The sequence below is a fragment of the Pseudomonas nitroreducens genome (assembly GCF_010994165.1).
GTDB classification, from domain to species: Bacteria; Pseudomonadota; Gammaproteobacteria; order Pseudomonadales; family Pseudomonadaceae; genus Pseudomonas; species Pseudomonas nitroreducens.
Genome location: NZ_WMBX01000007.1, coordinates 92749 through 114795 on the forward strand (window position 1 = coordinate 92749; position 22047 = coordinate 114795).

General features: G+C 65.1%; 26 protein-coding genes and 1 pseudogene. 12 read left to right on the forward strand and 15 right to left on the reverse strand.

What is annotated here, in order from left to right; translation table 11 throughout:
- Positions 1–17: 17 nt before the first annotated feature.
- Positions 18–920, reverse strand: coding sequence for a LysR family transcriptional regulator (locus tag GJV37_RS26385; protein WP_065085645.1), 903 nt, complete (start codon positions 918–920; stop codon positions 18–20).
- Positions 917–1828: a LysR family transcriptional regulator gene (locus tag GJV37_RS26390; RefSeq protein WP_170859424.1), complete on the reverse strand. Its 912-nt coding sequence runs from the start codon at positions 1826–1828 to the stop codon at positions 917–919. The genes GJV37_RS26385 and GJV37_RS26390 overlap by 4 nt, the downstream gene beginning before the upstream one ends.
- Positions 1829–2018: 190 nt before the next feature.
- Between GJV37_RS26390 and GJV37_RS26395 the strand changes: the two genes are divergently transcribed.
- Complete coding sequence (locus GJV37_RS26395) at positions 2019–2903, forward strand: DMT family transporter (RefSeq protein WP_024763771.1); 885 nt, start codon at positions 2019–2021, stop codon at positions 2901–2903.
- 90 nt (positions 2904–2993) lie between these two features.
- Here the strand turns inward: GJV37_RS26395 and GJV37_RS26400 are convergent, their stop codons facing one another.
- A complete protein-coding gene (locus GJV37_RS26400; RefSeq protein WP_164488274.1) occupies positions 2994–3164 on the reverse strand; it encodes a hypothetical protein in 171 nt (56 codons plus the stop codon).
- 282 nt (positions 3165–3446) lie between these two features.
- On the opposite strand from GJV37_RS26400, the gene GJV37_RS26405 reads away from it, so the two are divergent.
- On the forward strand, positions 3447–3656 hold the full coding sequence (locus GJV37_RS26405) for a cold-shock protein (RefSeq protein ID WP_024763772.1): 210 nt from the start codon (positions 3447–3449) through the stop codon (positions 3654–3656).
- An 82-nt stretch (positions 3657–3738) separates the two neighbouring features.
- On the opposite strand, the gene GJV37_RS26410 is transcribed toward GJV37_RS26405, so the two are convergent.
- Positions 3739–4128: a response regulator gene (locus GJV37_RS26410; protein ID WP_065085646.1), complete on the reverse strand. Its 390-nt coding sequence runs from the start codon at positions 4126–4128 to the stop codon at positions 3739–3741.
- Between the two features lie 307 nt (positions 4129–4435).
- On the opposite strand from GJV37_RS26410, the gene GJV37_RS26415 reads away from it, so the two are divergent.
- Positions 4436–5053: a LysE family transporter gene (locus GJV37_RS26415; protein WP_170859425.1), complete on the forward strand. Its 618-nt coding sequence runs from the start codon at positions 4436–4438 to the stop codon at positions 5051–5053.
- A gap of 141 nt (positions 5054–5194) precedes the next feature.
- Entirely contained in the window at positions 5195–6139 is a 945-nt protein-coding gene (locus GJV37_RS26420; RefSeq protein WP_038803654.1) for a Dyp-type peroxidase, read from the forward strand.
- A 4-nt stretch (positions 6140–6143) separates the two neighbouring features.
- Here the strand turns inward: GJV37_RS26420 and GJV37_RS26425 are convergent, their stop codons facing one another.
- Positions 6144–7049, reverse strand: a complete 906-nt coding sequence (locus GJV37_RS26425) for a LysR family transcriptional regulator (protein ID WP_084357167.1) — start codon at positions 7047–7049, stop codon at positions 6144–6146.
- Positions 7050–7224: 175 nt separating this feature from the next.
- Here GJV37_RS26425 and GJV37_RS26430 point away from each other — a divergent pair, with 175 nt between their 5' ends.
- Together GJV37_RS26430 and GJV37_RS26435 are read left to right on the forward strand one after the other, a co-directional pair.
- On the forward strand, positions 7225–7974 hold the full coding sequence (locus tag GJV37_RS26430) for an SDR family NAD(P)-dependent oxidoreductase (protein WP_054908885.1): 750 nt from the start codon (positions 7225–7227) through the stop codon (positions 7972–7974).
- A 118-nt stretch (positions 7975–8092) separates the two neighbouring features.
- Entirely contained in the window at positions 8093–8851 is a 759-nt protein-coding gene (locus GJV37_RS26435) for a class I SAM-dependent methyltransferase (protein WP_024763777.1), read from the forward strand.
- A 28-nt stretch (positions 8852–8879) separates the two neighbouring features.
- Here the strand turns inward: GJV37_RS26435 and GJV37_RS26440 are convergent, their stop codons facing one another.
- Positions 8880–9851 carry a DMT family transporter gene (locus GJV37_RS26440; protein WP_065085649.1) on the reverse strand — a complete coding sequence of 324 codons (972 nt, stop codon included), beginning with the start codon at positions 9849–9851 and terminating at the stop codon, positions 8880–8882.
- A 105-nt stretch (positions 9852–9956) separates the two neighbouring features.
- Here GJV37_RS26440 and GJV37_RS26445 point away from each other — a divergent pair, with 105 nt between their 5' ends.
- Both GJV37_RS26445 and GJV37_RS26450 read left to right on the forward strand, forming a co-directional pair.
- On the forward strand, positions 9957–10856 hold the full coding sequence (locus tag GJV37_RS26445; RefSeq protein ID WP_084357579.1) for a LysR family transcriptional regulator: 900 nt from the start codon (positions 9957–9959) through the stop codon (positions 10854–10856).
- A gap of 206 nt (positions 10857–11062) precedes the next feature.
- Positions 11063–11989, forward strand: coding sequence for a cation diffusion facilitator family transporter (locus GJV37_RS26450; RefSeq protein WP_037008972.1), 927 nt, complete (start codon positions 11063–11065; stop codon positions 11987–11989).
- Positions 11990–12035: 46 nt separating this feature from the next.
- On the opposite strand, the gene GJV37_RS26455 is transcribed toward GJV37_RS26450, so the two are convergent.
- From GJV37_RS26455 to GJV37_RS26490, 8 genes are all read right to left on the reverse strand, one after another.
- Complete coding sequence (locus GJV37_RS26455) at positions 12036–12512, reverse strand: hypothetical protein (protein ID WP_170859426.1); 477 nt, start codon at positions 12510–12512, stop codon at positions 12036–12038.
- A gap of 112 nt (positions 12513–12624) precedes the next feature.
- A complete protein-coding gene (locus tag GJV37_RS26460; protein ID WP_170859427.1) occupies positions 12625–13143 on the reverse strand; it encodes a hypothetical protein in 519 nt (172 codons plus the stop codon).
- A 94-nt stretch (positions 13144–13237) separates the two neighbouring features.
- Positions 13238–13537, reverse strand: a complete 300-nt coding sequence (locus GJV37_RS26465; protein WP_024763793.1) for a hypothetical protein — start codon at positions 13535–13537, stop codon at positions 13238–13240.
- A gap of 34 nt (positions 13538–13571) precedes the next feature.
- On the reverse strand, positions 13572–13967 hold the full coding sequence (locus GJV37_RS26470) for a hypothetical protein (RefSeq protein WP_024763794.1): 396 nt from the start codon (positions 13965–13967) through the stop codon (positions 13572–13574).
- Positions 13964–14551, reverse strand: a complete 588-nt coding sequence (locus GJV37_RS26475) for a hypothetical protein (RefSeq protein WP_037008977.1) — start codon at positions 14549–14551, stop codon at positions 13964–13966. The genes GJV37_RS26470 and GJV37_RS26475 overlap by 4 nt, the downstream gene beginning before the upstream one ends.
- 225 nt (positions 14552–14776) lie before the next feature.
- The gene (locus GJV37_RS26480; RefSeq protein ID WP_170859428.1) at positions 14777–15685 is read right to left on the reverse strand and encodes an alpha/beta fold hydrolase; all 909 of its coding nucleotides are present in this window, start codon (positions 15683–15685) and stop codon (positions 14777–14779) included.
- 372 nt (positions 15686–16057) lie between these two features.
- Entirely contained in the window at positions 16058–16900 is an 843-nt protein-coding gene (locus GJV37_RS26485; RefSeq protein ID WP_170859429.1) for a diheme cytochrome c, read from the reverse strand.
- A gap of 14 nt (positions 16901–16914) precedes the next feature.
- The gene (locus GJV37_RS26490; protein WP_170859430.1) at positions 16915–17328 is read right to left on the reverse strand and encodes a DUF1924 domain-containing protein; all 414 of its coding nucleotides are present in this window, start codon (positions 17326–17328) and stop codon (positions 16915–16917) included.
- A 137-nt stretch (positions 17329–17465) separates the two neighbouring features.
- Here GJV37_RS26490 and GJV37_RS26495 point away from each other — a divergent pair, with 137 nt between their 5' ends.
- The 4 genes and pseudogenes from GJV37_RS26495 (at position 17466) to GJV37_RS29720 (ending at position 21170) form a co-directional block, all read left to right on the forward strand.
- Entirely contained in the window at positions 17466–18977 is a 1512-nt protein-coding gene (locus tag GJV37_RS26495; RefSeq protein WP_170859431.1) for a 2Fe-2S iron-sulfur cluster-binding protein, read from the forward strand.
- A 143-nt stretch (positions 18978–19120) separates the two neighbouring features.
- Positions 19121–19901: pseudogene (locus tag GJV37_RS26500) on the forward strand (GlxA family transcriptional regulator); the annotation flags it as partial.
- A gap of 119 nt (positions 19902–20020) precedes the next feature.
- Positions 20021–20944 (forward strand): 2-hydroxyacid dehydrogenase, encoded by a 924-nt coding sequence (locus GJV37_RS26505; RefSeq protein ID WP_024763800.1) that lies wholly within the window; start codon positions 20021–20023, stop codon positions 20942–20944.
- Between the two features lie 100 nt (positions 20945–21044).
- A complete protein-coding gene (locus tag GJV37_RS29720; RefSeq protein WP_256576486.1) occupies positions 21045–21170 on the forward strand; it encodes a hypothetical protein in 126 nt (41 codons plus the stop codon).
- A 3-nt stretch (positions 21171–21173) separates the two neighbouring features.
- Here GJV37_RS29720 and GJV37_RS26510 read toward each other — a convergent pair whose 3' ends face one another.
- Entirely contained in the window at positions 21174–22016 is an 843-nt protein-coding gene (locus GJV37_RS26510) for a LysR family transcriptional regulator (RefSeq protein WP_193453123.1), read from the reverse strand.
- Between the last annotated feature and the right edge of the window lie 31 nt (positions 22017–22047).

Genomic DNA, 22047 nt, shown 5'->3' on the forward strand with positions numbered 1-22047 from the left:
TCTGGATACGGCGTGCCTCACCCGCGCAACGCGGGATGCGCACGCAAACGCGGCACCACGAAATCGAGGAAGGTGCGCACGCGCGCCGCGGCACGACGGCCTTCGCGGTAGATCAGCTGCACCGGCAACCCTGGCGCAGCATAGTCCTGCAAGACCACCTGCAGGCGCCCATCGCTGAGGTCGGCATGGGCCTCGTGGCTCATGCAGCGGGTCAGTCCGAGGCCCAGTCCGGCGGCGCGGATTGCCGCATGGGTGGTGCTGCACGCCAGGCGCGGGGTCAGGCGCACCGAACGCGGGGCGTCCTGGTGGCGGAAGCGCCACTCGCTGACCGCACCCTGGCCGCCGGCAACGATGATGCGATGCGCCTTGAGGTCCTCCGGTGCTTGCGGTACGCCATGGCGGGCCAGGTACTCGGGCGATGCGCAGATCACCGGCCGCACCGTGCCCACCGGCAGGGCGAAGCCGGAAGAGTCGGGCAGGGCGCCAATGACCAGAGCGACGTCGATGCCATCTTCCAACAGGCGCGGCAGGTCTTCGCGGTGTCGGCTGAGCAGCCGCACCTCGGGAAAGGCGGCCAGGTAGTCCAGGGCGATGGGCGCGAAAATCCGGTCGGCCATCAGCAGCGGCAGGCAAAGGTTCAACTGCCCGGCCGGGTGCGCCTGCAGTCCGCTGAGCGAGCCTTCAGCCTCCTCGATACCTTGCAGAATCTGCCTGCAACTGGCGGCGAAGGCCTCGCCGCTGGGGCTCAGTTCGGCTCCGCGCGGACCACGCAGCAGCAGCTCGCAGTGCAGACGCGATTCCAATCCGGCTACCAGGCGCATCACCGTGGCGGGGGACAGCTGCAGCCGCCGCGCGCCCGCGGCAAGGCTACCGGAGCGCGCCACGGCGTCGAATGCCTGCATTTCCCGGAAGCGGTTCACGGCTTGGCAGCTTGCAGGTAGGGGTCGGCGCGCAGGCGCTCGGCGCAGTGACTGACGAAGCTGCGCACCTTCGCCGGTAGCCGGGCGCCATCCTGGTAGAGCAGGTGGATCGGCAGCGGCGCCGTGGAAAAGTCGGCCAGAACGATTTCCAGCTCGCCGCGCGCGGCGGCTTCGGCCGCCTGGTACGACAGAACGCGGGTGAAGCCGCCGCCCAGGCGCGCGGCATGGAGAGCCGCGTTGTTCGAACTGACCACGAAGCGCGACGGCGGGCGCAGGGTCAGCGGGCCCTCCGGGGTGATGAACTGCCAGTCGGTGAGCAGCACGCTGGTGGCGGCCATCACCACCGGCGCATCGAGCAATTCATTGGGGTGCTGCGGACGACCGTAGCGGTCGAGGAACGAGGGGGCGGCACAGATCACCGGGCGGATTTCACCGACCTTGAGCGCCGTCAGGCTGCCCTCGGGCAACTGGCCAATGCGCACGGCGACATCGATGCCCTCGTCGAGCATGTTCACCACGCGGTCCACCAGCAGTGCGTTGACCGTCACCTCGGCATGGGCCTCCAGGTAGCTGGCGATCAGCGGGATCAGGTACAGCTCGCCGAACAGTACCGGGGCGGTCACCGTGAGGTTGCCGCGCGGGCGCAAGGCGCTGCCGGAGGCCAGCTCCTCGGCATCCTCCAGTTCCTGCAGGATGCGCCGGCAGTCCTCGACATAGCGCTGGCCGGCCTCGGTCAGCCGCACGCTGCGCGTAGTGCGGGCCAGCAGCAGGGTGCCCAGGCGCTGCTCCAGCGCGGCGATGGCGCGGGTCACGCTGGGCGGCGAAAGGCCCAGTTGCCGGGCGCCGGCGGCAAGGCTGCCGGCTTCGGCCACGGCCAGCAGCACTGTCATTTCCTGAAACCTGTCCATGGATCACCGTTGTCGCCTTGAGCGGGTCGCCAGACTGTAGAGGGAAGCCGCGCGGGATTGAAGTGCCGGTGGCCTGCGGGCGACATCGGCGTGCGTGCCAGCGCCGCCTGGCTTGACCGCGCCCCGGCCGCTCCGGCACAAGCGCTGGAGGCGCCCGCAGCGAGGCGCCACCGCCTGCGAGCCTTCCCCCATGACCAGCAAGACCACAGCCACTGCGCTGGCCGCTACCAGCAACCCGCGCCTGGGTATCGGCCTGTGCCTGCTGTCGATGCTCATCTTTGCCTGTCAGGACGGCATCACCAAGGTGCTCGTCCGCCACCTGCCGGTGAGCGAGCTGGTGATGGTGCGTTACTGGGTTTTCGTGCTGTTCGCGCTCATCGTCTGCCGTTCGCAGGGCGGCGTGCGCCAGGCTGCCCGCAGCGCCAGCCCCTGGCAGCAGGTGGTGCGCGCGTTGCTGGGGGTGGGTGAGATCGCGCTGTTCGGCCTGGCCCTGCGCTACCTCGGTTTGGCCGAGACCCACGCGCTCTATGCGGTCTTCCCACTGATGACGCTGGGCCTGGCGCGGTTGCTGCTCGGCGAGCGGCTGGTCGGCCGGCAATGGCTGGCGGCGGCTGTCGGGTTCGGCGGCACGCTGCTGATCCTGCGTCCCGGCATGGGCGTGTTCGAGCCCGCGGCGCTGATTCCGCTGGCGGCGGCGCTGACCTTTGCCTTCTTCAACATCCTCTCGCGGCGCATCAGCCAGACCGACTCCTTCGCCACCACCACGCTGTACATGGCGGTTGCCGGCGCGCTGTCGGTAAGCGCGGTTGGCCTGCCGGCCTGGGTCACGCCAACGCCTCACGAAGCCATGCTGATGTCGATCGTCGCCGTCTCCGGGGTTGTCGCGCAGTTGCTGCTGATCCAGGCGCTGAAGTACGCCCAGGCCTCGACGCTGCAGCCGTTCAACTACTCGCTGCTGGCCTTCGCCACGCTGATCGGGCTCATCGTCTTCGGCGAGGTGCCGAGCGCCTGGACGATCACCGGTGCACTGCTGATCCTGCTCGCGGGGTTGTTCTCGATCAGGCCGGCGGCCTAGTCCCAAGGTGGCGGGCCAGCCCGAACCTGGCGCACAAATGACAAGGCCGTATCGAGGGATACGGCCTTTTCTGTGCTGCCCGCGGGTCAATCAGGCGTCGGGCTTCCTGGGCTTGGCGAGGGTGAATTCGGCGCGCTTGTAGGGCTCGGTCCGGCCATGCTTGCCCGCAGGGATTTCCTGGATCTCGCCGCCTTTTGAAAGAAATGCTGAAATTTTCTTATCCAGCTCCGATCGTTTGCTTTTCGTCTCTGACTCGGACATTCGGTCACCTGAGGTGATGAGCCACCTGGCTGGCGGCTAGCGGACACTATACCCACCTCGACCGATGAATACCGACCGCCCGGCCGATTTAAGCATTTTCATGCGAAATCGCTACTTATTCCCTGCCAGATCTGTATGCTGGGCCTCTGCCTGCTCGGTTTAGCGGCACCGTCCGATGTTTTGTCTTCTTGATTCTCCATCTCTGCGGCCCCCTCTTCACTTCGCATACAGTCACGCCAGGCATGTCGCATGGCCTGATTTCCTTTTGATTGGAGATTCATCATGGCAACTCGCCAAACCGGTACCGTTAAATGGTTCAACGCCGAGAAGGGCTTCGGCTTCATCACCCCGGAAAGCGGCGCGGACGTCTTCGTCCACTTCCGTGCCATCGAAGGCACCGGCTATAAGTCGCTCGACGAAGGCCAGGTCGTGACCTTCAACGTCACTGCCGGCGCCAAAGGCCCGCAGGCCGAGCAAGTGCAAGTGATCTGACCGGTCGTTCGCTGAAAAAGCCCCGCTGATGCGGGGCTTTTTTGTTTCTGCTGCCCGGTGCGCTGCGCTGGCCGCTGCCGATTCAATGGCGTGTTCCCAGCGCTTCGTCGATGAGGCCGGTCAGCGTCGGAAGGTCGAATGGCTTGTCCAGGAAGTGGCAGGCGGGATAGTCGTCGCTCCATGCGCCACCGGACATGATGATGATCGGAATGGCGGGAAACCGTCGGGCGACCTGCCGCGCCAGTTCGGCGCCATCGATGCTGCCGGGCATGGAGATATCGGTCAGCAGCAATGCCAGTTGCCCGGGGTTGCCGTTGATCCAGGCGAGCCCGTCGTCGGCATTGCCCAGGACCACGGCCTCGATGCCGTGATCCTCCATGGCCAAGCCGAGCATCCTGGCCAGGTTCGAATCGTCATCGAGAATGAGCACATAGCCGGGGGGAGCGGAGGGTGGGCTTCCGAGCTTGTCCATGCGATCTCTTCCTGCGTGGGTGTGCTGCTGCGATAGAGGGTTCTGCCGGGAATGCGTTCAGATTACCTGAGCAGAAGATTGGGCCGCCGACCGAAGGCTCTGCGGCGGTCAGCGCGGAGGCTGGCATCGGACCCGAATCGGTCGCGCGCCCCGGCGCATGTGCAAACTCGGCATCCCCGAACCAGAGCAGCCCCGCACACGATCGCTGTCAGATCGTTGCGTACCGGAGATAGAGAGGACCAACCCGTGGGAACGGGTGATAAACTCGGCGTTCAACCCAGTCCTGACCTGCCCAGGAGCCTTCCCGATGTTCGGAGTGACCGATTACGGCGCCTTCCTGATCGCCTTCGTGGTGCTCCTGGCCATTCCCGGTCCCGGCAACTTCGCCTTGATCACAGCGACTGGCAAGGGCGGCGTGAGGGCAGGGTTGGCGGCCACCTGCGGGGTGATCCTGGGCGACCAGGTGCTGCTGTGGATGGCGGTGGCGGGCGTGGCGACGCTGCTTGCCGCCTACCCATCGGCCTTCCAGGCGGTACAGTGGCTGGGGGCGGGCTACCTGGCCTGGCTGGGCCTGCGCATGCTGATGAGCAAGCCCGGGGCCGCTTCGCGGCAGAGCCGCATGGACAACGGTCACTACCTGCGCCAGACCATGCTGATCACCTTGCTCAACCCGAAGGCCATCGTGTTCTACATGGCCTTCCTGCCGTTGTTCATCGACCCGGTGAAGCATCAGGGGCTGGTGACCTTCGCCTTCATGGCAGTGACGGTTGCGGTAGTGACCTTCCTCTATGGGCTGGTAGCCGTGCTGCTGACCCATCGGCTGGCCGAGCGCATGCGCGCGAATCCGCGTGTCGCCAATCTGCTGGAGCGGCTGGCGGGGGCGTGCCTGCTCGGTTTCGGCATCAAGCTGGCGGCGATGCGCTAAGCCGCGGCGGAGCATACGCTGTCCCGAAGGGAGGGCTCGAAAGACCGGCCCTTCGTCATGCGCCGCCCGCATTGTCAGCGAGGTAGGCGACCTGCTTTGATAACCCCATCTTCCCAACCCTGATGGCGGCGAATGGAAACCATGCTCAACGAATCCCCCGTACCCCAGACAGTCGACAGCCCGATCACCCGCAGCGCGATCTTCCTCGTTGCGACGTTGACGCCAGGTAAGGACTGGAGCCCGGTTCGAGCCCTCTGCGAGGACGTGGCGGCGCTGGTGCGCTCGGTCGGCAAGCGCGTGCCGGCGGGCAACCTGTCCTGCGTGGTGGGCTTTGGTTCGGCGGCCTGGGATGCACTGTTCGGCACCCCGCGTCCGGCGTCCCTGCATGCCTTCCGCCAGATCGGCACAGGCGAGCGGGTCGCCGTCTCCACGCCGGGCGATCTGTTGCTGCACATCCGCGCCGAGCAGATGGACCTCTGTTTCGAACTGGCGTCGCAACTGGTCGCGCGCCTGGGCGATGCGATCACGGTGGTCGATGAAGTCCAGGGTTTTCGCTATTTCGACATGCGCAGCATCATCGGTTTCGTCGATGGCACCGAGAACCCGGAAGGGCGCGAGATTCCGCACTTCACCCTGATCGGCGAGGAAGACGCGGCGTTCGCCGGCGGCAGCTACGTCCTGGTGCAGAAGTACCTGCATGACATGGCCGGCTGGAACCAGCTTCCCACTGAAACCCAGGAGCGCATCATCGGCCGCACCAAGCTGGCCGATATCGAACTGGGCGACGACGTGAAACCGAGCTGCTCGCACAGTTCGCTGACCACCCTGGAGAAGGACGGCCAGGAAGTGAAGATCCTGCGCGACAACATGCCGTTCGGCAGGCCCGGGGCAGGGGAGTTCGGCACCTACTTCATCGGCTACGCCCGCTCGCCGGCGCCGGTGGAGGAAATGCTGGAGAACATGTTCATCGGCCGCCCGGCCGGCAACTACGATCGCCTGCTGGACTACAGCAAGGCGGTGACGGGCAGCCTGTTCTTCGTGCCCTCGGCCGACCTGCTCGAAGCGCTGGCAGACAGGGCGCCCTGAGCGCTCAACCGGCAACCCGCGCCGGGAAGCACTCCACCAGCCAGTCGATGAACACTCGCAAACGGTGGGTGACGTAGCGGTTCTGCGGGTAGACGACGTGGAAGGGGTAGGGCGGTGGGCGCCATTCCTCGAGGATTTCCACCAGCGTGCCGTCGCGCAGGGCGGCGCCGGCGGCGTAGGAGAAGGTCTGGATGATGCCCAGGCCGGCGACGCAGGCAGCCAGGTGCGCGTTGCTTTCATTGACGCCGATGCGGTACTCGATTTTCAGCTCGCTGCGTTCGCCATCGCGCTCGAAGCGGAAGGGCACCGCGCGACCATTCTGCGGTGACAGGTAGCTGACCAGCCGGTGGCCGTTGCGCAGTTCCTCGGGGTAGGCGGGGATGCCGTTGTGGCGCAGGTATTCGGGCGAGGCGCAAGTAACCATGGTCGCCTGGCCGATGCCGCGCGCCACCAGCGACGAGGCGTCCAGCGCGCCGCCGCGGATCACGCAGTCGACGTTGTCGCCGATCAGGTCCACCGAGCGGTCGGACACGCCCAGATCGATGCGTATGTCCGGGTAGCGCGCCAGGAAGTCCGGCAGCAGCGGTATCAGTACGTCCCGCGCGGTCGAGCCGCCGACATCGATGCGCAGATGGCCGCGTGGCTTGCTGCGGGCAATGTTGAAGGACGAGTCGATGTCTTCCAGGTCACGCAATACGCGACTGGCCTTGGCGTAGTAGTCCTGGCCTTCGGGCGTCACCATGACGCGTCTTGTGGTGCGTTGCAGCAGGCGGACGCCCAGGTGCGCCTCCAGCTCCTGAACCAGCTTGCTCAGGGTGGCGTTGGGCATGTCCAGCGAGTCGGCGGCGCGGGTGAAGTTGCCGGCTTCCACCACGCGGGAGAAGGCACGGATGGCCTGGAGCTGGTCCATGGGAACTCCTCTGAGGGGATCGCCTGATTATCCATGGGCATGGATAGTCATTCCATTGTATGCGCTTTTTCCATCAATGGCCGGGCCCTAGAGTAGCGCCATGCCTCACCGCAAAGCCGCGCCAGATGCCGGCCAGGAGGCAGAACCCTCAACTCGCAAAGCTCAGGAGCTCATCATGAACAAGTCCCTCACTGGTAAAGTTGCACTGGTCACCGGCGGCAGCACCGGCATCGGCCTCGGCGCCGCACAGGAACTCGCCGCGCAAGGCGCCCGCGTCTTCATCACCGGCCGCCGCCAGGCCGAACTGGACGCCGCCGTCGAAGCCATCGGCCCGGCCGCCACGGCCATTCGTGCCGACGCCTCGGTGCTCGCCGATCTCGATGCGGTGTACGCACAGATCGCGAAAGCTGCCGGCCGACTGGATATCCTCTTTGCCAACGCCGGCGGCGGCGACATGCTCCCGCTGGGCGCGATCACCGAGGAACACTTCGACCGAATCTTCGGCACCAACGTGCGCGGCGTGCTGTTCACCGTGCAGAAGGCATTGCCGCTGCTGGTCGATGGCGCGTCGGTGATCCTCACCTCGTCCACCACCTCGATCCAGGGCACTGCCAACTTCAGCGTGTACAGTGCGAGCAAGGCCGCCGTGCGCAACTTCGCCCGCTCCTGGGCGCTGGATCTGAAGGACCGGGGCATTCGCGTCAATGTCGTCAGCCCCGGCCCGGTCCGCACTCCCGGCCTCGGCGACCTGGTGCCCGAGGAAGCGCGCCAGGGCCTGTTCGATGCGCTGGCCAGCCAGGTACCGCTGGGCCGGCTGGGCGAACCTCGCGAAATTGGCAAGGCAGTGGCCTTCCTGGCTTCGGAGTCGGCCAGCTTCATCAACGGCATCGAACTGTTCGTCGATGGCGGCATGGCACAGGTCTGACCATGCCATGGGCCGGGCAGGGCGTGCGTCCTGCTGCGGCCTGTGTGGCTCTGGTGTGCTGGCCCGTTTGCCCTTTACAGTCGCGGCAAGCCAGTTTTCAAGAGAGGAGCCGCCAGCCATGAATGACACGTCAACCGACCTGCGAAACTGGTTCGACCAGGGCGGCCAGGCCTACGCGCGCTTCCGCCCCGAGTACCCGGCGGAGCTTGCCTCCTGCCTGGCCTCGCTGGCTCCCGACCGGGCGCTGGCAGTCGACGTGGGGTGCGGTAGCGGCCAGCTGACCCGGCAATTGGCCGAGCATTTCAGCTCGGTCGTCGGCTTCGATCCCAGCGCGGAGCAGATTGCCCATGCCGCGCCCCGCGCGAACCTGAGCTACGCCTGCGCCCAGGCCGAAGAACTCCCGCTGGCCGACCGCAGCGCCAGCCTGATCACGGCGGCACAGGCCGCGCACTGGTTCGACCTGCCCAAGTTCTACGCCGAGGTCCGGCGAATCGCCGAGCCCGACGCGGTCCTGGCGCTGATCAGCTACGGCGTGCTGCACCTGGACGGCGATCCGGGCAAGCGCTTCGAGACTTTCTACTGGCAGGAGATCGGCCCCTACTGGCCCGCCGAGCGCAAGCTGGTGGACAGCGGCTACGCGACCCTCGATTTCCCCTTCGCCGAGTTTCCGGGGCCGGAGATCGCCATCCGCCTGGAATGGACCCTCCACGAGTTCCTCGGCTACGTCTCCACCTGGTCGGCAGTGCGCAGCGCCCGGGAAGCCGGGCGCGAAGACCTGCTGCAGCACTTCGCCGCCGACCTGGCCGAGCGCTGGGGCGACCCTGCCGCGCGGCTTGCGGTCAGATGGCCGATCAACATGAGGATCGGCCGCGTCTGAGTTCATAGACGCTCTTCCAGGATCGAACTCAACCGGCGTTACTGCATTCCTCAGCCGGCTGCTTCGGCGCCACCTGAGTGGGTGCCTTGGCTCCGGACAACCGCGATACCCCGAACAACACCAGTGCCAGGCCGACCAGTTGGTAGATCGAGATCGCCTCGCCCAGCAGCGCCCAGGAGGCGAACACGGTGAGGACCGGCCCCAGGTTGCCGAACGCCGCCGCGTGGGTGGCGCCCATGCGCTGGATGGCCAGCGCCATCCAGTAGATCGGCAGCACGGTGGAGATCAGTGCCATCAGGGCGCCATAGAGCCACACCGAGCCTGGCAGGGTTGCCAACTGCTGCGCGTCGCCGGTCACCGCGTAGTGCCCCAGCACCATCACCGACGAGGCGATGCCGGCCAGCGCGGCCAGGCGCATCGAGCCGACACGCTGGATCACCGCGGCGGTGCCGATGTAGTACACCGCGTAGGTCACGGCGCTGGCGAAGACCCAGATGGCGCCCAGCAGGATCTGCCCGCCGCTGCCCTCCACCTTGATGTCGTGCACCAGCGCTATGCCCAGGCCGAGGTAGCACAGGGCCATGGCTGCGAGGGTGCGTGAGCTCGGGCGTTCGCGGGTCATGGCCATCTGCAGCAGCAGGACCAGCGTCGGGTAGGTGAACAGGATCAGCCGCTCCAGGCCTGCGCTGATGTATTCCAGGCCGTAGAAGTCGAACAGGCTCGACAGGTAATAGCCGACCAGCCCGAGCAGCAGGATGCGTACACCGTCGGGCAGCGAGAGCCGCGCCTGTTGCGGCCCCCGGCTGAACCACAGCAGCCAGAGGAACAGCGGCAGCGCCAGGCCCATGCGGATGGCCAGCACCGTGATCGCATCCACGGGCGCGGCCGCATAGGAGAGCTTGACGAAAACCGCCTTGAGGCTGAAGCCGGTGGCGGACAGCACGGCGAAGAACACGCCATTGTGCAGGCTGCGCTGGTACAGGGAAGTCAGATTGTTCATGTCGGCGGGAACGCAGGGCAGGGGAAAGGCATTATTCTATGGAGAAGGCTGGGCCGCTAGAATGCTGGATTGGCGAAGATTGCTTTCATCCATGGAGAACGCAAAGTGCATTTCGATCTTGCCGATCTGCGCCTGATCGCCGCCATCGCCAGCACCGGCAGCCTGAGCAAGGCAGCGGCCTCGGTGCCCGTGGCGGTCTCGGCGGCGAGCAACCGCCTGCGCCAGTTCGAAGAGCGCTGCGGGCTTGCCCTGTTCGCCCGGCACAGCGACGGCATGACGTTGACGCCGACCGGTCGCCTGGTGCTGGAGGCCAGCCAGCGCGTGCTGAAGGAGGCGCGGCAGCTCAAGGACACTCTGCAGGAACTGGGCGGTGAACGGCGCATCACCTTGCGCCTGGCGGCGTCCACCGTCGCCAACAGCACCTTCCTGCCCACTGCGCTGGGGCCCTTCCTGGCGGATTATCCGGAGGTGGACCTGCAACTGATCGAGCAGAACAGCAAGGACGTGTTGCTCGCGGTGCGGGACGGCTCGATCGATATCGGCGTGTATGACGGCAACCTGCCCACCGCGGGCCTGCTGTCGCTGCCGTTCCGCAATGACAAGCTGGTGCTGCTGGTGCCGCGGGACCACCCGCTGGCCAGCCAGCACCTGCCCAGCCTGCGCGACGCGTTGAGCTTTCCCTTCGTCTGCCTGCCGGCCGAGCGCGCCATGCAACGCTTCGTCGAGGCGATGGCGGTACGCAATGCGCTGCCGCTCAAGGTACGCGTGCGCGCGCCGAGCTTCGATGCCATCGCCCAGCTGGTCGCCCAGCGAGTGGGCGTGGCCATGTTGCCGGAGGCTGCCGCGACGCGGCTGGCGCAGGAATTGCCGACGACGCTGGTGGCCCTCGCGGATCCCTGGGCCACCCGTGAGTTGCGCCTTTGCGTTGCCGACTGGGATGCCCTGTCCTCCCACGCCCGGCAATTGGTGACCTACCTGATGAACGAAGGGGCAACGCCGCCCTAGGTCGGGGCTGCTGCTCTGGAGGAAATGGCGGTACCGGAGGGGCTGGTAGCGCCGACCCCTTGCGACCTTGCATGGACACATTGCCGGGGCGCCAATGGCCGTGGCCAGGCCCCTGGCGTATAGTCGCGCCCCCCAGCGAAACCGCCAGGGCCGGCCAGGCCGGCTTCCGGCGACGCAACCATCGAGGCGCGAGGAGCACGCCAGCAATGAAAACAGAACAGGGCATCCTGCGGCTTTCCATCATCGTGACCGTGCTGTTGGCCGGTTTCGGTATTGTCGTCGGCCTGCTTTCGGGATCCTTTTCCATCGTCTTCGATGGTGTCTACTCGCTGGCCGATGCCAGCATGAGCGGCCTGGCGCTGATGGTGGCGACACTGATCCGCCGCCACACCACCGAGGGCGACGCCAGCCGGCGCCTGGCCGAACGCTTCAACATGGGCTTCTGGCACCTGGAGCCGATGGTGCTGGCACTCAACGGCACGCTGCTCTGCGGCGTGACGCTGTATGCGCTGATCAACGCCATCGGCAGGCTGCTCAGCGGCGGCCATGCGCTGGAGTTCGGCTTCGCCATTCTTTATGCGGCGGTCGCCACCCTGGTCTGCTTCGCCCTGGCGGCGGTGCAGTTCCGCGCCAACCGGCGCATCGGCTCGGACTTCGTCGCCCTCGATGCCAAGTCCTGGGTGATGTCCGGCAGCATTTCCCTGGCCTTGCTGATCGCCTTCCTGGTCGGCGACCTGGCGACCGTGAGCGGCTACGCGCAGATCGGCCCGTATGTCGACCCGGCGGTGCTGGCGCTGATCTGCCTGGTGATCCTGCCGATTCCGTTCCTGACCATTCGCCAGGCGCTCAAGGACATCCTGCTGGTCACCCCGCCGGAGCTGAAGCAGCACGTCGACGAGGTGGCCGCGCAGATCGTCGCGCAGCACGGCTTCCTGGCGTACCAGGCCTATGTCGCCAAGGTCGGGCGGGCACAGCAGATCGAGCTGTACTTCATCGTCCCGCCGGGCTGGCCGGCGCAGACCCTCGACGAGTGGGACCGACTGCGTGACGAGATCGGCGCGGCCATCGGCGGCGAGGGCCCGAACCGTTGGCTGACCATTGCCTTCACCACCGACCCGCTCTGGACCCGCTGAGCCTGACCGGGCTGCGCGAGCGCGCCAGCCCGCTGGTTTGCCGGCCTCAGGCCGTGGTATTCACCGACGTGCCGCTGGTGCCGCTGCCGGACTCGGTCAGCGCTTGCGAATAGGCGGCGGTAGCCGCTGCCACGGCCGCCGAGGCGGACGACACGCGAGCCTGTGCAGCCTGGGCGGCGATCTGCTGGGCCTGCTGTTCTTCCTCGGTCCGGCCGCCGCCCTGGCTGGCCTTGGCAAGCTCCTGCTCGGCTTCTTCCAGTTCCTTCTGCGCCTGCTCCATCGCCTGCTTGAGCTTTTCCAGGGTGGTGTCGGAGCTGCTGTCCGAGCCGCTGCTTGCCGCGGCGCCACCGGCACCTGCCGCTCCGCCCGCGCCTTGTGCAGAAGCACTTGCCGAAGTCTGGCCGGTGCTGGTGGTGTCAGTGACGGTGCTGTCTTCGCCGCTCGCCGCAACGGTCGAGGCGGAGGAAGTCGAGGCAGTGGAATAGCGAACGTTGGTGGCGCTGACGGCGCTGATGGTGGTCATGGCGAGGCTTCCGCTGAGGATGGTTATCCGACAGTGGCGGCCGCAGCACAGCGAAATTTAGCGTGGCTTGTTATCGACTTGGTATCAGGCCTGGTACGACCTTGCGGCGGCGTCAGTGCTGTTCCACCAGTCGAGGCGTCTGCGAGCCTTCCAGGGACAGGTGGATCACGCCGGCGCGGCTGGGGAAGTTCGGCGAATCGTCGTCGGTGTTTTCCATCACCGGGATATCGATCAGCGTGCGCTGGCCTGTGGGGTCGCTGACCAGCCTGGCATTGAGTGCCTCGATCGAGCGCCAGCCACCGCCGCCGATCTGCATGGCATCCAGCAGGCTGTAGTGCTCCTGGCCTTCCTCGTTCGGGGTGGAGGCAAAGACCGCGAGGTACTGGTTGTAGTTGTTACCCATGTCGAAGCCTTCGACGGTGAAGACCGCCAGGGTCAGCTCGCTGCCGTTGCCGGCCTTCAGGGTCTGCACCCGGGTGGCCTCGGGGTAGCCAGTGGCGAAGCTGTCCTTGTACAGCTCGACCAGGCGGCCGACCTGTTCTTCCAGGGGCTTGGGAACAGGCGCTTGCGCGGCGGCGTGGGAGACGGCGCAGGCCAGCAACAGGCTGGCGGGCAACAGGTGCAATTTCATCGCAGAAACATCCGTGTGACGGTTGGAGCGCGGGGGCCGGCCGGCATCGAGGATGCCGACCTTTGCAGGAGCACAGGCTGAGGGTGAAAGCCGTTCAGTTCTTGGGCACCCAGTCCCCGATCTGCGAGCAGGAGTAGGTGTTGGAATAGTCGTAGTAGCGCTGCATCGGCGCGCTGCTTTCATAGCTGCCGCACTGGTAGACCGACGTGCCTTTCTGCAGGATCAGGAAGTGGATCTGGGTGACTCGCCCCGGCGCCACGTAGGCCGCCTTCACTTCATAGCCGCTGCGCAGCAACTCCGTCACCTTGACCTCTTCGGCAGAAGCCTGCGAGCTGATGGTCAAGAGTCCGAGCAACGGAAATGCCGCTTTCGCCAGGTAGTTCATGCTTGGCATGGTTTCGTCTCCTCCTTGATGGGGAAGCCTGGGCTCAGGCTTCCGGCCTCAGCGCGATGCCGCCGCAATTGCCGCGGGTCAGCAGGTAGTCCACCTGCCGGGCGCGATTGATGGCGACACGGATTTCACAACTGGCGGAGTGGACCACGTCGCCCCAGTACTCGGTATGCACCAGTTGGCCGTTCTGCGGGCCGGTGTAGGTGCCGAGCGCTTCACGCGAGACGTAGGAAGTATCGCGGCGGTAGATCAGCACGACCCAGTCGTTCTCCGGCGCAAGGCCAATATCGCTGGGTGCACCGAAGTGGTCGATGGCATCGCCGGCCGGGCGGCCCTTCCAGTAGCTGCGGGCCTGCGCTTCGGGCAGGGTGGGAATGGCGGAGCAGCCGCCGAGCAGGATGGCGATCATCCCGAGTGCCAGTAGACCTTTCATTGCACACCCTCCTTGGCCGGTGCGTTCTTGACCGGCATCTGCTCGAAGCCCTTGTCGACCATCTGCAGGATCAGGTTCTTGGCGTGCTCACGGTTCTGCAGTTGGAACAGGCCTGGGGCGGCCGAGACCAGCTGCGTCATGGGCATCTTGCCCAACGGGTACATCTTCTGCTCGACGTGGGCATCCGGCTTGCAGAGGAAGTCGCGGCTCTGGGCGATCCACGCCTCAGGCTTCTTCTGCCATTCCTTGGAGACCTTCTTCGGGCGGATGTCGTTGTAGAATTTGTCGTAGTTCTGCGCGCCGTTGAGGCGCACGCGATTCTTCGCGCAGTCGACCTCGACGTCATAAGCGGTAAAGGTCGGCTTGGCGCCTTCCTCGTAGAACTGATAGACGCCCAGCGAGCGCACGCCGTTCTTGCGGTCGTAGATGTTGGCGGGGTCGCCATCGATGACGAAGATTTCGTTCTTGTAGAGGCTGCCCTGCTGGTGAATCAGCCAGAAATCGCCAGAGGGACCTTCCGCTTGCGCGGCGAGCGGGCTGCAAAGCAGCAGGGCAGGCAGCCAGGGCCTGAGGGGCTTGAACATGAGCGGACATTCCTTTGCCGTTGTGTTCGCCGGGGCACAGCGCACCCCGGCGAAAGAAGGGTAGGAATCTAGTGGCGCAGTAGGGGAGGGTCAACCTTCCTATCGGATTTCTGTGACGAGCGGCAGCGAACTTTCTTTGTTGGCCATGCGCTGATGGGGAAGGCTTGGGGCCGCTGAAACGTCCGGCATCAGGCGCTTGATGCCGGGCCCTTCATGGCGTGGATCTCAAGGCGAAATGAATTGGCGAATGGCCTGGATCGTCGGGGCTGGCGCCTCTTCCATCAGCCAGTGCCCGGCGCCCGGCACCACCACTTCGGTGACGTTGTCGGCGGCATTGCGCATGACGATGGCCTCGTTGGCACCGAAGGATTTTTCACCGCCGACGGCGAGCACCGGCATTGTCAGCCGCGTCTTGTTCGACGCCTCGTTGTCCACCGCGTCCTGGCGAATGCTGCGGAACTGGGCAAAGGCGGCATGCATCGCGCCGGGACGGGCGTAGAGCTTGGCATAGTGCTGGCGGGTCGCTTCGTCCACCTTGTGCGGATCGCCGGCGAACTCGTTCCAGAAACGGTCCAGGTAAATGCGCTCGCGCCCTGCCACCAGCCGTTCCATATCGGGGCCGCCGAAGTCGAAGTGCCAGAGCATCGGCGAGCGGACGATCTCATTCCACGGCGCGATGCCGGGGACGGGAGCGTCCATCACCACCAGGCGCTCGGTTCGCTGCGGATAACGCGCCGCATAGGCATAGGCCACCATGGTGCCGATGTCATGGCCGATGACCACCGAGTGCTCGATGCCCAGTGACGCCAGCACCGCCCGCACATCTGCGGCCTGGGTCTTCTTCTCGTAGCCGCTGGTAGGAATCGACGACAAGCCCATGCCACGCAGGTCCGGCACGACGACGGTGTGGTCCTTGGCCAGGTCCGTGGCCAGCGGCGCCCACATGTCGCCGGTGTCGCCGAACCCGTGCAGCAGTACGACCGCCGGCCCGCTTCCGCCGACGCGCACATGGATGGTCGCACCCTCTACGGGGATCTCCTGGGTATGAAAGGAGGAAGGGAAGGCGGCTATCCCCGCCTGGGCCGGAGCGCTCAAAGTCACCAACAGGGACGCGGTCAGCAGGGTACGGATCATCGTGATCTCTCCAGGAGTGTCGACTGGAGGAGCGTAGTTCGGTTTGCGATGGACACACGGACCGGCACAGCGCTCCGCTGTCACTCAAGGTGCAGCCCCTCAACGGGGAGATCGTTGTGCGCTGACACATTCGCCGTTTTCACGGCTGTTACGACCGTGGCCATGGAACACCGGAGCCGGGCAGAAGAAGCGTCCGTGCCGAGCTGAATCGAGCAATCGGGCCGCGGCCTGACCGCGAGCGTCCGCTTCTCACGGGCAGCTTTTGGTCAGGAGCGGACTTCTGCATTACTGACAATTTGCTCAGTCAGCCTACTGGCCCTCTGCGCCGCTTAGGCTTGTATTGCAGAGCTCTTTCCGAGTTGCAGGCGGGCACTAGCGCGTCGATTTTTCTATTACCGGAGGCATCAGGTTCTCTTGGCGGGACTCAAGAATCATGCAGTTCCTAGGGACGAGTCCCGTATTGCTCGAACCACTGAAGGAGCAAGTCCATGTTCCGTCGGCGGCCTGCGTCCAGACAATCACGGTTGCGGGCTCACCAGGGGTACCCGGGGAAGTGTCGCAATGGATATTGGAGGTGAGGCTAGTGACCCTGCAGCTATTGCTGGCTCCAGAACCTTTGGCAGTAGCCGCGAGAGGCGCGTAATTGTCCGCAGGCTGCGGCTTCTGCTGTATGAGATTGGCAACTTCGGCGCTCTGGGCCTGCGCTTTTGGAATCTTCACCCGATCCTCATCGAAGTCCCCTTTCTCGGCGTCACGATGACAGGCGGAGCAATTCGCCGCGCTACCGATGTTAGGGCGCTTGAAGGTCGAAGCGCTGATGTCGTCGTGCTTTTTCAGGAACCACCGCGTTTCCGTGATGCGTGGTGGGTTGCCTGGACTTCCGCCTTCCACCGGAAGCCGGTTGGCCATTGAAGCCTGGAGGAGGAAGTCGAGAATGACTTTCTCCGTGTCTGGATCAAGGCTCGCGTCGCTGCCGTAGTGGTTGCTCAGGTCACTCATCTGAACCCTCCAGGCGTCCGGCGGCAGTAACCCGGGCGAATAGGCCAGATGGCAGGCCGAACACTCTTCGCGCCAAGGCTGTGGAGCGGCTGCAGAAACAGCCAGCTGTTTGGGCCGCTTATACCCTCCGTGCTTGTTCCCTCCGTGGTCTTCAGCATTGCAGCCAGCCACATTCAGCATGGCAACGAACATCAGTAGCAGTCCCTTTCTGTTCATGCGCGTCGCTCCGGCTATTTCAGGTCGCTGATCCAGGAAACGAAATCGCCCTTTTCTTGGGCACTGCATTCACGTCCGAATACGTCGTTGCAGTTTCGCCGGAACCACTTTTCCACCTTCTTCGCATCGGTGAAGCGAGCGGGTGTAACACTCGGCGCCAATGGCTCGATCTTGCGGAAAGTCAGCGTTTTTCCCGGTTGTAGCGGGTCCTGTCCGTGGCAAGTGGTGCAACTCATGTTCTTGCCGTCGCGAAGTTCTTCGCGGAAGTAGAGAGCCTTGCCGCGTTCGCCGGAAAAGCCGGTGAAATTCGGCTCCTGCTGGCGTGCCTGGGCGGCGTAACTGTCGAGCAATGCAGCCGGATCGGCGGCCAGAGCCAGAGCGGAAAAAAACGAACAGAAGATGCTGGTGATCAATGTGGACTGGCGCATGGGTACTCCCCCTGAATTTTCCATACAAAATCTATGGTCTTTTTCTTAATTCAAGCTGAAATACCGTGCTAGAGCGGTTCATGGATAGTTAAGGATGCCCGCCTACAACCCTTCAAGGTTTAGAAAGGGGGCATGACATGAACGCGTACAACCGGTTTCGTCTCTATCACTGGTCGCTTGCGGCGTTTTTCGTGGGGGTGTACCTCAGCGGCGAACGTGCTGAGACTTTGCATGTGTGGTTGGGCTATGGGCTTATCGCCCTGCTGTGTGTCCGTCTGCTGGCAGCGCTTGGCTCGGCAAATGGTTTTCCCCGGCTGCTCGTCTCTCGACGTATCACTGCAACTGCGAAACTCCGCGTAGGGAAGGGCCTGACTGCGGCCCTGCTGGCTATGCTGGCGGCGTGCGCGGCGTTGGGTTGGCTGATGATCGATAATGTGGACTTCATCAATTCGAGCGCAGCGCTGGAGCTTTCGGACGCCTGGAGGCTAAGTGTTCTGGATGCTGAAAAACTTCCCGGCGACCCAGCAGAAAGCCATGAGCTTCTTGCCAACCTGACGTTAGGGCTGGTCGTTGCCCACTTGGGCTTCCTCCTGCTATTTGCCCGCAAGCCTGCTTGGGCGATGCTCACGGCACGCCGCACGACGAAGGCGCCCAGTGATCAGATCGCGCTACGGGTTCGGGCTGTCCAGGTTGAAACCGCAGATTGCCGCTCCTTCGAACTGGTCCCAGCCAGTGCAGGCCGATCGCTGCCGGGCTATCGACCGGGCCAGTACCTTCAGATCCAGGTGCCCTGTGACGAGCTGCCATTGTGGCGGTGCTACTCGCTATCCAGCACACCAGGGCTGGACGATTGCCTGCGGATCACGGTGAAGCGGGTTCCAGGTGGCCGGGCTTCCAACTGGCTCCTGGACGGACAGAGGGTGGGCATGACTTTTCGGGCGAAGGCGCCCATGGGCGGTTTCGTTTGCCCCAGCAGAGCAGGGAGTGTCCTGCTGATAGCGGCAGGCAGCGGCATTACCCCGGTGTATTCGATACTGCGTGACCTGCTGAAAAATGGGAGTGGCCGTGTTCGACTGGTCTACCTGAATCAGTCTCCGGCCTCCACCATTTTTGCTGCCCCACTGTTAGCCCTGCAGAACCAGTACACAGGGCGATTTACCCTGCAGAACCGCTACACCGACGAGTGCGGCCGGGCAGGAAGGCAGGAACTGTTGCAGCTCCTGGCTCCATGGTCGGATGAAGAAGTATTCATCTGTGGCGGCGCCGACTTCATGGACCTGGCCACCGAATGCCTCCAGGAACTCGGGGCTCCGCCTCATCGAATTCACAGCGAGAGCTTCAGTGGCCACTGCCAGGTGCTCCCACCAGCGGGTGAGGTGACACATGGCATCCAGGTCGAACTGAATGGGCAGTCTCTCCAGGCCGACGGTCATGCGGGTGAAGTATTGTTGGAAAGCCTGGAGCGCGCAGGCCTCCATCCGCCCAGTGGATGTCGTACTGGCCTGTGCGGAGCATGCCGTTGCAGAGTCGAGGACGGCGCGGTGCACATGCGCAATAACGACGTATTGAACGATGAGGAGATCAGGCGGGGCTGGACCTTGGCGTGCCAGGCGGAGGTCCGTGGAGATTCGGTTCGGGTGCGGTTTTGATTACCCAATGGGAGGCACCGTTCATCCCGTGGGTGATGTGGAGGTGATGGTGTCCGCAGTGGGGGAGCGGCTCCTTGCCAGGGGCCGCTTTCGGCCCGAAACGGATATGCGCGCTCCGATTGATGCGTCTGGCGGTGAAGGAGATGGTGATCTGTCCGGCGGCGGGGCTGGAAGGCAGTTACCTGGACATGGATCTGCTGTTGGTTTGCGGCGGCCTGCGCACGCCGCTCAAGGACACGCCCGGCCTCAGCCGACTGCTGCAGCTCGCCGACGAGCGCGGTATCGCTCTGGCTGGCCTGTGGATGGCGCCTGGTTCCTCGGCAAGGCTGGCCTGCTGGATGGGCACCAATGCGCTGTGCACCCGGAAAATCGCGCTTCGTTGACAGAGGTTGCGCGCAACAGCGTGCTCACCGCCGAGAGCTATATCCTCGACCGCAATCGCCTCACCGCGGCAGCCCGACCGGTGCCTTCAACCTGGTGCTGGAGTGGATCCACAACCTGCACGGGCGCGAGCTGGTGGAGGGCATCGTCGATATCCTCGTCTTCGAGGAATCGCGTGACCGCCGCACCCGCCCGGCACTGCACGAGAAGATGGCCCAGCCGCTGCGCGACGTGCTCAACCTGATGAGCGCGAACATCGAGGAGCCGCTGAGCACGGATCAGCTCTCCGAGTGCGTAGGGCGTTCCTAGCGCCAGCTGGAGCGCCTGTTCACGGAGCCGCTGGGCACCTCGCCGGTGCGCCATTACCTGGAGCTGCGCATCACGGAAAGCCGCCGCCTGCTGCAGCATTCGGATCTGTCGCTGGTGGAGGTGGCGTTGGCCTGCGGCTTCGTTTCGCCCAGCCATTTCAGCAAGTGCCACACCTCGTTCTTCGGCCATTCGCCGTCAAAGGAAATGCGCTTCGGCTGTGTGCGTTCCGCCAAGTCACGCAGGCGCCCGACGAGTCAGTCTGCGTGCCCGCAGTGCCTTGTCGATGGTGTTCCTCGCGCAGGTCGGCTGGTTAACTGGCCGGACGTGCAGAGAACAAGAGTGAGGAACAGGATGTGATCTTTCTTTACAACGCCGAACCCGAACACGCGGAAAAATGGCGGGCTCTATTGGCCGCCCAGGTGCCGGACCTGGAGTTCGTCGAGGGCTTCGACGCGGTCGAGCCGGCGCGTGTCACCTACCTGCTGACCTGGAAGGCAGTCGCCGATATCGAGCGTTACACCAGCCTGCGCGTGCTGTTCGCGGCCGGCGCCGGGGTGGACCAGTTCGACCTGGCGAAGATTCCCCCATCGGTGGCGCTGGTGCGTATGGTCGACGAGTCCCTGGCGGACATCATGGCCGAGTTCGTGGTGATGTCCGCGCTGGCGCTGCACCGCGAGATGCCGGCCTACCGCGCCGCGCAGGCAGCGCAGGTGTGGGAGCCGCTGAGCATCCTCCCGGCCTCGACCAGCCGGGTCGGCGTGATGGGCCTCGGCCAGTTGGGCCAGGCATGCCTGGCCCAACTGCGTCACCTGAAGTTCCAGCTGCTGGGCTGGAACCGTTCAGCCCGCGAGCTGGACGGCGTGAAGACCTACACCGGCCCCGGGGAGCTGGCGAGCTTCCTCTCCCAGTGCGACATCCTGGTCAACCTGCTGCCGCTGACCGACAGCACCCGCGGCATCCTCAACCGCGAGACGCTGGCGCAACTGCCCAGGGGCGCCGGACTGATCAACGTCGGCCGCGGCGAACATGTGGTGGAGGCCGACCTGGTCGCGGCACTGGACGCGGGGCAGGTCGGCGCGGCGATTCTCGACGTATTCCAGCAGGAGCCGCTGCCCGAAGGGCATCCGCTGTGGTCGCACGCGCGGGTGTGGGTCACTCCGCACATCGCCAGCACCATGCAGGTGGAAGGCGGCGCGGCGGTGGTGGCGAAGAATATCCTGCGGGATCTGCAAGGCAGCGAATTGCTGCACACCGTGGATCGCCAGGCGGGCTACTGAGGCGTTTCGCTTATCGCTGAAATAGCCGGCGTGCGCTGTTTGCCGTGGGCGGCACTTTCGATACTGGCGGCTCCCAACCGTCATTCAGGAAGTGCCGTTCATGGACCAGGAACCGCTGCAAGCTCGTGACATCGCCTTTATCCACTTCGCTGCCGTCGCCCTCTGCGGCTCGCTGACCGTCGCCCTGGCGCTGTTCCTGGCGCGGCTGGGCGTGCTCCTGCACTGAGGCTCAGGCAGTGATGGCCTGGCTCAGTGCGCCGATCAGCGCGCGTGTCTGGGCGTCGCGATGGGCGCAATAGAGCACCACGTCGCGGGGTGGCAACTCAGGCAGGCCGAAGCGCTCGCGCACATCGACGCAGCCCGACGGCGCCATGCGCTCGACCATGGCGCCAATGCCGATACCGGCCGACACCGCTGCACCGATGGCCAGAATTCCCGAGCCGACGAAGGCTTCGCTCCAGTTGCGGTTCTGCCCCTGCAGCGCGCTGCTGACCATGCTGCGCATGCCGCAGGGCGCCGGCTGGATCGCCAGTGGCAGTGGTGCGCCATCGTCCAGTTCGAACGACTCGGCGGCCATCCAGCCGAAGCGTTCGCTGCCGATCACCTCGCCGTCCTGGCGGCGGTTGTCGTGACGCAGGATCAGTGCGATATCCAGCGCGCCTTCCTCGTAGCTCTCCAGCATCTGCCGCGAAGTGCCCAGGCTGAAGGCCACGATCACCTCCGGATCGGCTTGCGCCAGACGCTGGAGCCAGTGGCTCAGGTCCGCCCCGAGGATGTGATGGCTTACGCCGATGCGCAGGGTACGGCGCGGCGCGTCGAAGCAGCGCAAGGTGTCGTCGTAGCTCTGCAGCAGGCGGCGGGCGCTGGCAATGAACACCGAGCCCTGGGCGGACAGGGTGACGCGGCGCGGTGTGCGCTCCAGCAGGGCGCGGCCGAGGGATTCTTCCAGGCGCTTGATCTTCAGGCTGATCGCCGCCTGGGTGGTGCCGGCGACCTCGGCGGCGCGGGTGAAGCTCTTCAGGTCGGCGACCAGCAGGAAGGCGCGGATGGCTTCTATATCGGGGGTTTTCATGGCAGCGAATCGTCCTTGGGGCTATCGCCAG

Coding starts and splice junctions, on each gene's coding strand:
- GJV37_RS26495 (WP_170859431.1), top strand. CDS start 17,466: ATGAACGCGTACAACCGGTTTCGTCTCTATCACTGGTCGCTTGCGGCG.
- GJV37_RS26475 (WP_037008977.1), bottom strand. CDS start 14,551: ATGTTCAAGCCCCTCAGGCCCTGGCTGCCTGCCCTGCTGCTTTGCAGC.
- GJV37_RS26430 (WP_054908885.1), top strand. CDS start 7,225: ATGAACAAGTCCCTCACTGGTAAAGTTGCACTGGTCACCGGCGGCAGC.
- GJV37_RS26480 (WP_170859428.1), bottom strand. CDS start 15,685: ATGATCCGTACCCTGCTGACCGCGTCCCTGTTGGTGACTTTGAGCGCT.
- GJV37_RS26450 (WP_037008972.1), top strand. CDS start 11,063: ATGAAAACAGAACAGGGCATCCTGCGGCTTTCCATCATCGTGACCGTG.
- GJV37_RS26440 (WP_065085649.1), bottom strand. CDS start 9,851: ATGAACAATCTGACTTCCCTGTACCAGCGCAGCCTGCACAATGGCGTG.
- GJV37_RS26490 (WP_170859430.1), bottom strand. CDS start 17,328: ATGCGCCAGTCCACATTGATCACCAGCATCTTCTGTTCGTTTTTTTCC.
- GJV37_RS29720 (WP_256576486.1), top strand. CDS start 21,045: ATGGACCAGGAACCGCTGCAAGCTCGTGACATCGCCTTTATCCACTTC.
- GJV37_RS26390 (WP_170859424.1), bottom strand. CDS start 1,828: ATGGACAGGTTTCAGGAAATGACAGTGCTGCTGGCCGTGGCCGAAGCC.
- GJV37_RS26460 (WP_170859427.1), bottom strand. CDS start 13,143: ATGAAATTGCACCTGTTGCCCGCCAGCCTGTTGCTGGCCTGCGCCGTC.
- GJV37_RS26400 (WP_164488274.1), bottom strand. CDS start 3,164: ATGTCCGAGTCAGAGACGAAAAGCAAACGATCGGAGCTGGATAAGAAA.
- GJV37_RS26455 (WP_170859426.1), bottom strand. CDS start 12,512: ATGACCACCATCAGCGCCGTCAGCGCCACCAACGTTCGCTATTCCACT.
- GJV37_RS26465 (WP_024763793.1), bottom strand. CDS start 13,537: ATGCCAAGCATGAACTACCTGGCGAAAGCGGCATTTCCGTTGCTCGGA.
- GJV37_RS26425 (WP_084357167.1), bottom strand. CDS start 7,049: ATGGACCAGCTCCAGGCCATCCGTGCCTTCTCCCGCGTGGTGGAAGCC.
- GJV37_RS26435 (WP_024763777.1), top strand. CDS start 8,093: ATGAATGACACGTCAACCGACCTGCGAAACTGGTTCGACCAGGGCGGC.
- GJV37_RS26415 (WP_170859425.1), top strand. CDS start 4,436: ATGTTCGGAGTGACCGATTACGGCGCCTTCCTGATCGCCTTCGTGGTG.
- GJV37_RS26405 (WP_024763772.1), top strand. CDS start 3,447: ATGGCAACTCGCCAAACCGGTACCGTTAAATGGTTCAACGCCGAGAAG.
- GJV37_RS26510 (WP_193453123.1), bottom strand. CDS start 22,016: ATGAAAACCCCCGATATAGAAGCCATCCGCGCCTTCCTGCTGGTCGCC.
- GJV37_RS26470 (WP_024763794.1), bottom strand. CDS start 13,967: ATGAAAGGTCTACTGGCACTCGGGATGATCGCCATCCTGCTCGGCGGC.
- GJV37_RS26395 (WP_024763771.1), top strand. CDS start 2,019: ATGACCAGCAAGACCACAGCCACTGCGCTGGCCGCTACCAGCAACCCG.
- GJV37_RS26420 (WP_038803654.1), top strand. CDS start 5,195: ATGCTCAACGAATCCCCCGTACCCCAGACAGTCGACAGCCCGATCACC.
- GJV37_RS26410 (WP_065085646.1), bottom strand. CDS start 4,128: ATGGACAAGCTCGGAAGCCCACCCTCCGCTCCCCCCGGCTATGTGCTC.
- GJV37_RS26485 (WP_170859429.1), bottom strand. CDS start 16,900: ATGAACAGAAAGGGACTGCTACTGATGTTCGTTGCCATGCTGAATGTG.